This window comes from Sphingomonas aracearum (genome assembly GCF_003345355.1).
In the GTDB taxonomy this organism is placed as follows: Bacteria; Pseudomonadota; Alphaproteobacteria; order Sphingomonadales; family Sphingomonadaceae; genus Sphingomonas; species Sphingomonas aracearum.
Genome location: NZ_QQNB01000001.1, coordinates 383,637 through 396,152, shown reverse-complemented (window position 1 = coordinate 396,152; position 12,516 = coordinate 383,637). Strand labels below are relative to the sequence as shown.

The following is a 12,516-nucleotide window of genomic DNA, read 5'->3' as shown; positions in this document are numbered from 1 at the left end:
GCAAGGCGAGAGGTGTTGCGGGTTGGGACAGTTGGCCGGTCTGCTCACCGGCAAGGAGCATCCGCCGCTGGCTTAACCTTCTTTTCCTCTCGCCCTGCGTCCGCCGCGAGCGACAAGGGGCCATGCGCTACCTTGCCCCGCTCCTGCTCGCCGCCCCCATGCTCCTCGGCACCGCCGCTGCCCCGGCGCCCGATGCTCCGTTTACCATCGCCGAAACGGGGCAGGGCTTCGGCACGCTGGACGAGGCGGTGCAGTCGGTGCGGATGGGGCGCGCGACGATCCTGATCGCGCCGGGCGTCTATCACCAATGCACGGTGCAGGCCGGCGGCGTCATCACCTTCAAGGCGCGGGAGCCCGGCACGGCGATCTTCGAAGGCACGGCGTGCGAGGGCAAGGCCGCTTTCGTGTTGCGCGGGCAAGGCTCGACGGTGGACGGCCTGGTGTTTCGCGGCTTCCGCGTGTCCGATGGCAACGGCGCGGGCATCCGCACCGAGATGGGCGACCTCACCGTCACCCACTCCATGTTCCTCGACAGCCAGGAAGGTATCCTCGGCGGCGAGCCCGTGGGGCAGCGGATCACGATCGATCATTCCACCTTCGCCGGCCTCGGCCAATGCGACGAGGCGCCGAACTGCTCGCACTCCATCTACCTCGCCAACAAGGGCGAGGTTGTCGTCACCAACTCGCGGTTCGAGCGCGGGACGGGCGGTCACTACGTCAAGATCCGCAGCCCGCGCGTGACGATCAGCGACAACAGCTTCGACGACAGCAAGGGTTCGAAGACGAACTACATGATCGACCTGCCCGAAGGCGGCACGGGTACGATCACCCGCAACGTGTTCCAGAACGGGCGCAACAAGGAGAACTGGACCGCCTTTATCGCCATTGCGGCGGAGGCGAAGACGTATCCCGCGACCGGCCTGACCATCGCCGGCAACACCGCGAACCAGGCGTCGGGGGTGAGCCGCACTCCAGCGTTCGTGGCCGATTACACGCACCAGCGTATCGCGCTGGACGGCAACAAGCTGGGCGCCGGCATTCGTCCCTTCGAGCTGCGCTGAGCCTAGCGGGGGGCGGGGGCTTACCCGCCGGTGTTCAGGGCTGCGGCCGCCCGCACCGGGGGCTCGATGCCGCGGGGTCGCTCCAGCCCGCCCCGCGGCCGGTGACCCGGCCGAGCTGGCGATAGGCCGTACGTGACCCACGCGCGAAATCTCACCTCAGAAGGCCGGAGTAGCTCCACCTTCGTGTCGCGCGAGCGCGCACCGGGGTGCACCCGCAATCCCGACACGCCGATCCTGTGCCTCAGGGGTGCCGCGGCCTCTGGCGATGCGGCGCGGGCGCTGGCGGCCGAGCGGCAGTCGCTCTTGCGATAGGGCGCTATCGGCACGGCGTCGGCCCCCTCGAACGGCGAGGGGGCCGTTCGCCGGCCTATTTCATTCCGCTGGACAGGTGCTGCCCGGTCCGCCGTCCAGATCGAGGCAGCGGCCGTCCACGCCCGGCATCGGCAGACCGATCGTCGCCGCCAGGGTCGGTGCGATGTCCACCGTCTCCACCGACAGGGGCTGTTCGAACCCGGTCAGCCCGCGTCGCCAGAACAGGATCGGCACGCGGCGATCATAGTCCCAGGGGCTGCCATGCGTCGCGACATAGCCCGGCCCCGGCTTCGGTATCGGCACCACCCGCGGCTTGAGCAGGAGCACGATGTCGCCGGAGCGCTTGGCATCGTAGGACGCGCGGACCCGTTCGGCGAGCGTCCATGTTTCGGGCGGCGTGGTGGCAAGCGCCGTTTTCTCGATTTCCGCGCGCGTCAGCGCGGCGGCGACCTGCGGCAGCGCCTGAAAGCGCTTCTTGGCTTCGGCGAGCACCAGCGCGCGCTGGCGGGGGAGCAGCGCGGGATCGACGAAGATGTTCCCTTCCGAGTTGTAGAGCACCGGACCCTTCAGCTTCAGCGCGGCGCCGATCGCCTTGCCCATGTCCTCCGCGCTGATATTGTCGGAAACGCGCGCGTCCCTCGGCATGGCGCGCTGCTGATGGCGCTCGGGCGCGTCATGGCCGCCATGGTCGGCGGTCAGCACCACTTCATAGTCCACCCCGGTCGCGTCCAGGGCGTTCAGGAACTGGCCGATCGTGTGGTCGAGGCTGGCGAGCTGCAGGCACATTTCCAGCCCCTCGGTGCCGAGCGAATGGCCGACATAGTCGGTCGCCGACGCGCCGACATCGATGATGTCGGTCTGCGCGCCCTGGCCCAGCTTCATGTCGCGGACGAGTTGCGTGGCGAGATCGAAAACGGCCGCGTCGAAGGCGGGAGAGGCGCGGAACGGCCTGGCATCGCCCGGCGCCCGCTCGAACCGGCCGCGACCGATCGTGAAGCCGCCCGGCATGTCGACCGCGCGATCGTGCGCGACGCAGAAATCCGGCACCGGCAGGGCGGGCTGGCCCCGTGCGATCACCTCGTTCGTGGCAGCGTTGACGCGGGTGACCGCTTCCGGCGCGGGCCGGCCGGCATAGGAGGCGAAGGCCTTGCCGTCCCACCACCACAGCTCGTCCACATTGTGCCCGCCCATCATCACCGCGGCGCGATCCTTGCCGGCGACGGAAACGACGCGGGTGGCCGGGTTTGCCGCCCTCATCCGCTCGCCAAGCGTCGGAACCTTCAGGTGCTTGTCGGACACGGTGTACCGCTCGTGATCGGAGCCGATGACGCTTTCGTCCTCGGCGCAATAGACCGTCTTGTCGGCGCGCGGGGCGGCGAGGTCGAGCCAGTTGTTGGCGATGATGCCGGTATGGGTCGGGCGATAGCCGGTCAGGATAGTCGAGTGTCCGGGACAGGTTTCGGTGGCGGCATGGCTTTGGTAGCCGGACGGGAAAACGACGCCGGTCAGGAGCCGGGCGAAGCCCTCGCGGAAGTGGTTGCGATATTCGGCGAACAGGTCGGCGGAGAACTGGTCCACCGAGATCGCCACGATCAGCTTGGGCGGGTTCTGTGGTGCCGTCGCGACCGCCGATGGCGCGACCTCGATCGGCCTGGGGCCTTCCTGCGCAAGGAGCGGGGCGGCCGCGAGGCCTACGGCAAGGGCGACAAGCGAGGACAGGCGTTTCACGGCGGCTCCTTTGCGATCGGGTGCGCCCGCGCCTATGGCCGGAGCGTGGCGATGGGACAAGGATGGCGCATGCATCGGTTGCGTAACATGCTCGTGACGATGCTGCTCGTGCTGTTGGCATGGCCGGCCGCGGCGCAAGGGGGCGGGCGGCACATCGCCATGCGGCTGGTGGCAGAAACCGCCCACCCCCGCGCAGGCGACACGGTGCCGCTGGCGATCGACTCGCGGCCGCAGCCGGGCTGGCACGGCTATTGGGAATATCCGGGCGATGCGGGCTTTCCCGCGACGCTCACCTGGACGCTGCCCCGCGGCATGACGGCAGGCAAGCCCGCGTACCCGTTGCCGACCACACTCACCGTCGCGGGGTTGATGAACTATGTCTATGAGGGCCCCTTCGCGCCGCTGATCGACCTTCGCGTGCCGGCCGGGCTCGCGACGGGCACGCACCTGCCGGTGCGGCTGCATCTTTCGTATCTCGTCTGCACCGAAACCCTGTGCGTGCCCGAGGCGCAGGATCTCGCGCTCGATCTGACGGTGGGCGCAGGGGCGGTTGCGGCGGCCAAGCGGGCGCGGTTCGACCAATGGCGGCGTGCCATACCGCGCCCGCTCGAGGCGCAGGCGAGCTATGCCGTCGAGGGAGGACGTCTGCGGCTCGCCGTGCCTTACCCGGCGGGGGCGCCGGCCACCGACGTGCGCTTCTTTCCGCTGGCGAACGGGCTGATCGACAATGCCGCCCCGCAGCAGGTGCGCCGGGACGGGGACCGGCTGGTGGTGGAAACCAGGGCCGGGCAGCCCGCGGGCCGGATCCATGGCGTCCTGCGTATCGGAGGCGGGCAGGGGCTGCGGCTGTCCGCGGTGCCCGGTGCCGTTCCGGCGGCGCAGGGTTGGGCTGCTGCGGCGGCCGTCGCGTTCCTGGGCGCGCTGCTTGGCGGGTTGATCCTCAACGTCATGCCCTGCGTGTTCCCGATTCTGAGCCTCAAGGCCCTGAGCCTGGCCCGCGGGCACCTGGGCGAAGGCGAAGCGCGTCGCGAGGCGCTGGCCTATACCGGGGGGGTGGTGCTGGTGTGCCTGGCCCTGGGTGGCCTGATCCTGGCGCTGCGCGCAGGCGGCGCGGCGGTCGGCTGGGCGTTCCAATTGCAGGACGCGCGCGTCGTTGCGCTGCTTTTGCTGCTGACGGTGGCGCTGGCACTCAACCTGTCGGGGCTGTTCGAGCTGCCGGTGCCGCGCTTCGCGGCGAAGGGGGGCAGCGCGGGGGCGTTTGCAACCGGTGCGCTGGCCGCGTTCATCGCAACGCCTTGCACCGGGCCGTTCATGGGCGCGGCGCTGGGTGCAGCCTTGGTCCTGCCGTGGCCCGCGGCATTGGCGGTGTTCGCCGGGCTCGGGCTCGGGCTGGCGCTGCCGTTCCTGCTGCTGGGCTTCGTGCCTGCGCTGCGCCGCCGTCTCCCGCGGCCGGGCGGCTGGATGGAAACCTTCCGCCGCGTGCTCTCCGTGCCGATGTGGCTCACCGCGCTGGCACTCGGCTGGGTGCTGGGGCGGCAGGGCGGAGTGGATGCGCTGACGATCGCGTTGGCGGGAGCCCTGGCGGCGGGGCTGCTATTGTGGGTGGCCGGAGCCCGCCAGCGGAGCGGCCGATCGGTGGGCGTTCTGGTTGCAGGCGTGGCGCTGGTCGCGGTCGCGACGACCTTCGCCGTTGCCGGGCGGAGGCCGGACGGGCCGGGGACCGCGAGCGCCGGCGCGGAGCGGTTCAGCGAAGCCGAACTCGCGAGACTGCGTGCGGAGAAGCGGCCGGTGTTCGCCTATTTCACCGCCGATTGGTGCCTGACGTGCAAGGTGAACGAAAAGGCCGCGATCGAAACGCAGGCCACGCGCGCGAGCTTCGCTGCCAAGGGCATCCGCGTGCTGGTGGGCGACTGGACCGATGGGGATCCGGTGCTCGGCCGGTTCATCGAGGCGCATAATCGCGCGGGCGTTCCGCTGTACCTCTATTACGCACCCGGCGCCGGCGAGCCGCGCGTGCTGCCGCAGGTGCTGACGCCGGGCATGTTGCAGGCGTTGTAAGCGTCACGAACCGGCGTCGCGCAGCGTTTCCATGACCACGAAGGTGGACGTGCTGGAGACATGCGGCAGGCTGGAGATCCTCTCCCCCAGCACCGCCCGGTAGCGGCGGATGTCGGACGTGCGCACCTTCAGCAGATAATCGAAGGAGGCGGCGAGCATGTGGCATTCCTCCACCTCCGGGATCTTCAGCACGGCTTGCCGGAACGCCTCCAGCGCCGCCTCGCGCGTGTCGGAGAGTTTCACCTCCGTGAAGGCGACGTAATCGAGGCCAAGCGCGGCGGGATCGATCACCGCGCGAAAGCCGCGGATGATCCCGCGCTCGCGCAGTCGTTTGAGGCGCGCCTGGCAGGGCGTCTTCGACAGGCCGACCCGCTCGGACAGCTCGCCGATCGGCAAGCGGCCGTCCTCCCGCAGAGCGTGGATGATCCTGTGGTCGATCAGGTCGATGTCGTCGCGAAGTGAGGTAGCTCTGGTCATCCGGGTTGTCTTACCACCAAGTTATGGTTCGATCGAGCTGATCCTTGGCGAAGAACAGGCACGCGCTTATCTCCTGGCAGTGCTAATCGCGCGCCAGGTTTTCTGAGAGGTCCAGATCTTCATGTCGCAGGCTTTCGCTTCCTTTGCTCCTCCGGTCGGGGCGCGTACTCCGCTGCGGCGGGCGATCACGGCGGCGACCCGCCGGCCGGAGCGGGAATGCCTGGCGGCGCTGCTCGATCAGGCCGAACTGTCGCCGTCGATGGCCGAGGCCGTTCGCGGCACGGCGACGGCGCTGGTGACGGCGCTGCGCGCGCGCGGGCCGGAGGACGGCGTGGCCGCGCTGGTGCGCGAATATGCGCTTTCCAGCGACGAGGGCGTGGCGCTCATGTGCCTCGCCGAGGCATTGCTGCGCATCCCCGACAAGGAAACGCGCGACGCCCTGATCCGCGACAAGATCGCGCCGGGCGACTGGCGTGCGCATGCGGGGGATGACCGCACCTTGTTCGTCAACGCGGCGACCTGGGGCCTGGTGCTCACGGGCAAGCTCACCGCCGCCACGGAGCAGAAGGGGCTGGGCGCCGCGCTGACCCGCGTGGTGGCGCGGGCCGGCGCTCCGGTGATCCGGCGCAGCGTGGATGCAGCCATGCGCCTGATGGGCGAGCGCTTCGTCACCGGCGAGACGATCGCCGAGGCGCTGGAGCGCGCCCGGCCGCTGGAAGAACGCGGGTTCCGCTACAGCTACGACATGCTCGGCGAGGCGGCGACCACGGCGGCGGACGCGCGCCGCTACCTGGCGGACTATACCGCCGCGATCCATGCCATCGGCAAGGCATCGGCGGGGCGGGGGCCGTATGAGGGGCCGGGCATCTCGATCAAGCTTTCCGCGCTGCACCCGCGCTATACCCGCGGGCAGGCCGAGCGGGTCATGGCGGAGCTGCTGCCGGACGTGAAGGCGCTGGCGGTGCTCGCAAAGGGCCATGGCATCGGCCTGAACATCGACGCGGAGGAGAGCGACCGGCTGGAGCTGTCGCTGGACCTGCTGGAGAGCCTGGCCGCCGATCCCGATCTCGCCGGCTGGGACGGGCTGGGCTTCGTGGTGCAGGCCTATGGCAAGCGCTGCCCGTTCGTGATCGACTGGATCGTCGATCTGGCGGGGCGCACCGGGCGGCGGATCATGGTGCGGCTGGTCAAGGGCGCCTATTGGGATGCCGAGATCAAGCGCGCGCAGGTGGACGGGCAGGTCGACTTCCCGGTCTACACCCGCAAGATCCACACCGACGTCGCCTATCTCGCCTGCGCCCGCCGGCTGCTGGCGGCGCGCGACCGGGTGTTCCCGCAGTTCGCGACGCACAATGCGCAGACGCTGGCGGCGATCTTTCACATGGCGGGTGGCCGGGACAGCGCGCGCGATTACGAATTCCAGTGCCTGCACGGCATGGGCGAGCCGCTGTACGAAGAGGTGGTCGGCGCCGACAAGCTCGACCGACCGTGCCGCATCTATGCGCCGGTCGGCACGCATGAGACGTTGCTCGCCTATCTCGTCCGGCGCCTGCTGGAGAACGGCGCCAATTCCTCCTTCGTGAATCGGATCGCCGACCCGGCGGTGGCGATCGAGGAGCTGGTGGCCGATCCGGTAACGGCGGTGCGCGCCATGCCGGAGCCGGGCGCGCCGCACCCGGCGGTGGCGCTGCCCGCCGACCTGTATGGCGCGCGCCGCAACTCGGCGGGGCTCGACCTTGCCGACGAGAACACGCTGGCGGCCCTGGCGGACGCGATGCAGGCGAGCGCCGCACGCGAGCGGCGCGCCGCATCGCCGCTGGGCGGCACGGCGCGCGAGGTGCGCAACCCGGCCGATCACAATGATGTGGTAGGCGTGGTCGAGGAATTGGCGCCGGAGCGGATCGGCGAGCTGGTGGCGGCTGCGGCGGGTTCGGCGGAGACCTGGGCAAAGGTGCCGCTCGCGGAGCGCGCCGCGTGCCTGGAGCGGGCGGCGGACCTGATGCAGGAGCGCATGCCCGAGCTGATGGGGCTGGCCGTGCGCGAGGCGGGCAAGTCGGCGGCCAACGCAGTGGCCGAGGTTCGCGAGGCGATCGACTTCCTGCGCTATTATGCGGCCGAGGCGCGCCGGGCGCTGGGCGAGCAGCACCGTCCACTCGGGCCGGTGGTGTGCATCAGCCCGTGGAACTTTCCGCTCGCCATCTTCACCGGGCAGGTTGCCGCGGCTTTGGTCGCCGGCAATCCCGTGCTTGCCAAGCCGGCCGAGGAGACGCCGCTGATCGCCGCCGCGGGGGTGGAGATCCTGCACCGGGCGGGCATTCCGGCGGATGTCCTTCAGCTCGTGCCGGGGGACGGCGCCGTGGGCGCGGCGCTGGTCGCGGCTCCGGAGACGGCAGCGGTGATGTTCACCGGCTCCACCGAGGTCGCCCGGCTGATCCAGCGGCAGCTTGCCGGGCGGCTGGGCGCCACGGGTCGGCCGATCCCGTTCGTCGCGGAGACGGGCGGCCAGAACGCCATGATCGTGGACTCCTCCGCGCTGGCCGAACAGGTGGTCGCCGATGTGATCGCTTCCGCGTTCGACAGCGCCGGGCAACGGTGTTCGGCGCTGCGCATCCTGTGCGTGCAGGAGGACGTGGCGGACCGGCTGCTGGAGATGCTGCGTGGTGCGCTGGCGGAGCTGACCGTTGGCAGCACCGATCGGCTGAGCCGCGACATCGGTCCTGTCATCACCGCGGAGGCGCAGGAAGGCATCGAGAAGCACGTGGCGGCGATGCAGGCGCGTGGCTGCGCGGTGCAGCGGGTGACCTTGCCGGACGAAACCTCGCGCGGGACGTTCGTGGCGCCGACCATCATCGAGCTGGCCGACATCGCGCAGCTGGAACGCGAAGTGTTCGGCCCGGTGCTGCACGTCGTGCGCTATCGCCGGCAGGATCTCGGCCGGCTGATCGATGCGATCAATGCGACGGGCTATGGGCTCACCTTCGGCCTGCACACCCGACTGGACGAGACGGTCGCAACGGTGTTGCCCCGCGTCCATGCCGGCAATCTCTACGTCAACCGCAACGTGATCGGCGCGGTGGTGGGGGTGCAGCCGTTTGGCGGGCGGGGCCTGTCCGGCACCGGGCCGAAGGCGGGCGGGCCGCTGTACCTCGGACGGCTTGTGGAGGGGCCGGCGATCGCCGTCGACGGCGCCGATGCAGCGCCCGATGGCGCCGCACGGGCGCTGGGCGCGCCGCAGCCTGTGGGCGAGTGGATCCGTTGCGATCGGCCGATCGAGCTGGCCGGGCCGGTGGGCGAGCGCAACCTTTATGCGCACCGCCCGCGCGGCCGCATCCTGCTGGTCGCGCAGACGGCGGCCGGGTTGCGCGAGCAGCTGGCGGCGGCGCTGGCCACCGGCAACGACGCGCTCGTGTCCGGCCCGGCGGCGTTGCGGCAAGCGCTGGTGGAACTGCCGCCCGCCGTGCGCGCGCGCGTCACGTTGCTGGGGGACGGGGTTCCCGCCGATTGCGCGGGCGTGCTGATCGAGGGCGATGCGGAGCAGCTTCTGGCGGCGCTGACCCAGGTGGCGGCGATGCCCGGCCCGATCCTCCTGCCGCAGGTTTCGCCCTATCGCGCCGACTGGCTGGTGGAAGAGGTATCGACTTCCATCAACACCACGGCCGCTGGCGGCAATGCGAGTTTGATGACGCTGGTATGACCCTCAGCCGGGCAGCAGCGCCAGGAACGCTGCGCCCCGCACGTCGGCGCGCGCATCGCTCAGGTGCGGCGTCCCGTCCCGGTCGAGGGCGAGAACGGTAACCCCGCCGCTCTTCTCGTGCGCGACGAACAGGCAGTCTTCGTGCTGTAGCAGGAAACGCGGGGACGAACCGCCGCTGGGCGCATGGCCGACGAGGCGGGCCTTGCCGTCGTCGATGGCGAAGGCGGCGACGCTGTCATGGCCGCGATTGCTGACCCACAATCGTCCGCCGTCCGCAGACAGCGCGATGGCCCCGCCAAGGCTTTCCCCGGCGGTGCCGGGCGGCAGGGTGGAGATGGTCTGCCGGGCATGCAGCAGGCCGGCCTCGTCCCGCTCGAGCACGGTCAAGGTCGAGGCGAGTTCGCTGACCAGGAAGGCGAGCGGCAGCGCAGGATGGAAGGCGAGCTGTCTGGGTCCGGAGCCTGGCGGCGCGGAAAATACGGTCGCAGGAGCCTCCAGCCCGCCGCGCGCCGGATCGGCAAAGGCGAGAATGCGGTCCGCGCCCAAATCGACCGCGTAGAGCCGCCGATCCGCACCGAAGCCGACCCAGTGCGCATGCGGTCCTTCCTGCCGTTCCCGGCTGGGGCCGCTGCCATGGTTCTGATGCCGTGCGAGCGGGCCGGCAGGCGATCCGTCCGGCGCCAGCGGAAGCAGTGCCACCGTGCCGCTGTCGTAATTGGCCACGGCGAGCAAACGGCCGTCCGGAGAGAGCGCAAGATAGCAGGGGCCCTCACCGCCCGACGGGAGAACCGCCTCTCGTCGCCAGCCTTCCGCACCGTCGAGCAGCACCAGCTGGCCCGCGCGCTCCTCCACCAGCCACCAGCGGGAGGAACCGGGTAGGGCAAGGCCCGCCGAGACGTTGGCGACGTTCGCGAGGGTGGCGCTTACCGCCAGCGCCCCGTTTCGGAACTCCAGCTCGACAAGGCCCTTCGCACCGGCCTCGGCATAGCCGCCTGCGATCAGGCGCAGCATTCACGCGATCCGTTGCGTGCGAGGGGGAGGACAGCCGTTTCCGCCATGCTGCCATGAACGGGTGCCTGACGGCTGGGTTGCAACAGATCAGCTGGAAGCCGGGACGCGCGCGCCCGAAGGGCATGTTTCTTCGGCACGACGCATGGCACTAGACAGCTAGCCAAGGCTGTCCCGCCGCGCCCGTGTCATTGCATTGCCGAAACGGAACCGGCCATCTACCTGCCCGTTGAACATGGGAACGGCAGTGGGAAACTTGCGATGACGGTGATTTCGATGGCGCGCAGTCTTGGCACGGCGGCTCTGGGCGTCGGTGCGGCACTCGCCCTGGCAGGCTGCGAGAGAAAGGAACTGGAGGCGGGCGCGCCGGTTTCGGGTGGCGCGCGGGCGGTCGCCAGCATGGTCACCTCCGATGGCGCCCCGGCAGGCCGCGCCACCGCCACCGAAGTGGCAGGCGGCGTGCGCTTCACGCTGGACGCCATGGGGGTGCCGGCTGGCACGCATGGTGCGCATGTCCACATGACCGGACGCTGCGACGGTCCGGATTTCACCTCGGCCGGCGGGCACTGGAACCCCACCGCGGCGAAGCACGGGACGATGAACCCGCAGGGGCCGCATCAGGGCGACCTCCCCAATCTGATCGTCGGCACCGACGGCCGCGGCACGATCGGCATCACCATCCCCGGCGCGACCATGGCCGGGCTGCTCGATGCGGACGGCTCGGCGATGATGGTGCATGCCAATGCCGACGATCTGATGACCGATCCCAGCGGCAATTCCGGCGGCCGGATCGCCTGCGGCGTGTTCCAGCCCGGCTGATACGTCGGCGAACTCAGCGGCGTTGCAGCAATTGCCAGGTCTTCGGTGCGCCGGTCGGGCGTGGCGTGCCGTCGATCCTCTGCGCGCGAAGGATCCGCACGGGGTGGAGGATCATCTGTCCCTTCATCGCTTCGGAGCCGCCGCCGCTCGGCTCCGCGAGGATGCGGCGAACGGTTGCCATGCCTTCCACCACCCGGCCGAAGGCGGGATATCCCGAATAGCCGGGGCGAGCGTCGAACTGCGGCGCCGGCCCCACCGTCACGAAGAAATTGCCGCCGGCGGGATCGTTCACCGTGCGGCGGGCCATGGAAATGGTGCCGTCCAGGTGCCGGATGCCGGTGCGATTGGTCGGCTCATGCGCATCCGGCGGCGGCAGGATGCGGCGCGCGTCGGTGCCGATCCCCCCTTGGATGAACCCGATCCTGGGGCGCAGGCGACTGCGCGCTGCGCGGTAGAAGCGCGTGCCGTCCAGTCGTCCGTCATCGACATATTGGAGGAACCGTGCCGTGGTCTTCGGCGCGTGGCGAGCATCCAGCGCGAGGACGAACGCGCCGTCGGAGGTGGTGATGCGGACACGCACCTTCCCGGCCTCGGGACGGGATTGCGCGACCGCGCTTCCGCTGGCGGCGAGCGTGAGCAGGGGGACGAGCAGGGAAAGACGGCGGAGCATTGCAGGCGCAGCTATGCGGGTGGGGCGACCGGGGCAAGGGGAGAGGCGAGGGCAGCGGAAGAGAGCAGGAGAACCTAGGCCAGGGGCCATCGCCCGACCGGTTCGTAACGGGCGCCCTCGCGTGTGAGAAAGCTTTGGTAGAGGAGCAGGTGCGACAGGCGGAAGGGCTCGCTGGCGAGCGCGGCATGCCGCGCCTGCCAGGAGACGATCTCCGGCGCCGCGCGCAGGCTGCGCGGGAAGCGCGCCAGCGTTATGTGCGGCAGGAACGCCCGGCGCTCCGGCTGGAGCCCGCAACGGACCAGCGCGTGATCCACCTTGCGGTGGAGCCTGGCGACGGGCTCGGCAGGCGCGACGCCGGCCCACAGCGCCGTGTCGAACGCGCCGACGCCGCGGATGCTGACAACGGGCGCTTCTCCCCCGACCTGGTCGATCGCGGCGGCGACGTCCTCCGCCGCGCGCCCGTCAACCTCGCCGATGAAGCGCAGCGTGAGGTGCAGCTGCTCGTCATCCTGCCACCGCACGTTCGACGGGCCTTCCATGGTGGCCAGCAGAAGATCGCGAACGGCAGGAGGAGGGCGCAGCGCAGCAAACAAACGAAACATGACAGAAACGTTTTAACCTCGCCACGGTGCCTGCAGAATACCCGGTTTCCCTTGTATTGGCGTATCGGAAGCGCGATATTCCGTCCA

General features: G+C 70.2%; 9 protein-coding genes. 4 read left to right on the top strand and 5 right to left on the bottom strand.

All coding sequences use genetic code 11. The features are described 5' to 3' along the window. Positions 1-122: 122 nt before the first annotated feature. Entirely contained in the window at positions 123-1,061 is a 939-nt protein-coding gene (locus tag DVW87_RS01930) for a right-handed parallel beta-helix repeat-containing protein (protein ID WP_114686082.1), read from the top strand. A gap of 372 nt (positions 1,062-1,433) precedes the next feature. Here DVW87_RS01930 and DVW87_RS01925 read toward each other — a convergent pair whose 3' ends face one another. Next, complete coding sequence (locus DVW87_RS01925; RefSeq protein WP_239017714.1) at positions 1,434-3,101, bottom strand: alkaline phosphatase family protein; 1,668 nt, start codon at positions 3,099-3,101, stop codon at positions 1,434-1,436. A 69-nt stretch (positions 3,102-3,170) separates the two neighbouring features. Here DVW87_RS01925 and DVW87_RS01920 point away from each other — a divergent pair, with 69 nt between their 5' ends. Next, on the top strand, positions 3,171-5,159 hold the full coding sequence (locus DVW87_RS01920) for a protein-disulfide reductase DsbD family protein (RefSeq protein WP_239017713.1): 1,989 nt from the start codon (positions 3,171-3,173) through the stop codon (positions 5,157-5,159). Positions 5,160-5,162: 3 nt separating this feature from the next. Here DVW87_RS01920 and DVW87_RS01915 read toward each other — a convergent pair whose 3' ends face one another. Continuing rightward, positions 5,163-5,636 carry an Lrp/AsnC family transcriptional regulator gene (locus tag DVW87_RS01915; protein ID WP_114686079.1) on the bottom strand — a complete coding sequence of 158 codons (474 nt, stop codon included), beginning with the start codon at positions 5,634-5,636 and terminating at the stop codon, positions 5,163-5,165. Positions 5,637-5,757: 121 nt separating this feature from the next. On the opposite strand from DVW87_RS01915, the gene putA reads away from it, so the two are divergent. Then, entirely contained in the window at positions 5,758-9,330 is a 3,573-nt protein-coding gene (gene putA / locus DVW87_RS01910) for a bifunctional proline dehydrogenase/L-glutamate gamma-semialdehyde dehydrogenase PutA (RefSeq protein WP_114686078.1), read from the top strand. Positions 9,331-9,333: 3 nt separating this feature from the next. On the opposite strand, the gene DVW87_RS01905 is transcribed toward putA, so the two are convergent. Beyond that, the gene (locus DVW87_RS01905; protein WP_114686077.1) at positions 9,334-10,341 is read right to left on the bottom strand and encodes a lactonase family protein; all 1,008 of its coding nucleotides are present in this window, start codon (positions 10,339-10,341) and stop codon (positions 9,334-9,336) included. A gap of 273 nt (positions 10,342-10,614) precedes the next feature. Here DVW87_RS01905 and DVW87_RS01900 point away from each other — a divergent pair, with 273 nt between their 5' ends. Continuing rightward, entirely contained in the window at positions 10,615-11,157 is a 543-nt protein-coding gene (locus DVW87_RS01900) for a superoxide dismutase family protein (protein WP_114687003.1), read from the top strand. 13 nt (positions 11,158-11,170) lie between these two features. Here the strand turns inward: DVW87_RS01900 and DVW87_RS01895 are convergent, their stop codons facing one another. Then, positions 11,171-11,827, bottom strand: coding sequence for a peptidylprolyl isomerase (locus DVW87_RS01895; RefSeq protein WP_114686076.1), 657 nt, complete (start codon positions 11,825-11,827; stop codon positions 11,171-11,173). A gap of 74 nt (positions 11,828-11,901) precedes the next feature. Then, positions 11,902-12,429: an RNA 2',3'-cyclic phosphodiesterase gene (gene thpR / locus DVW87_RS01890; RefSeq protein WP_114686075.1), complete on the bottom strand. Its 528-nt coding sequence runs from the start codon at positions 12,427-12,429 to the stop codon at positions 11,902-11,904. Positions 12,430-12,516: the final 87 nt, after the last annotated feature.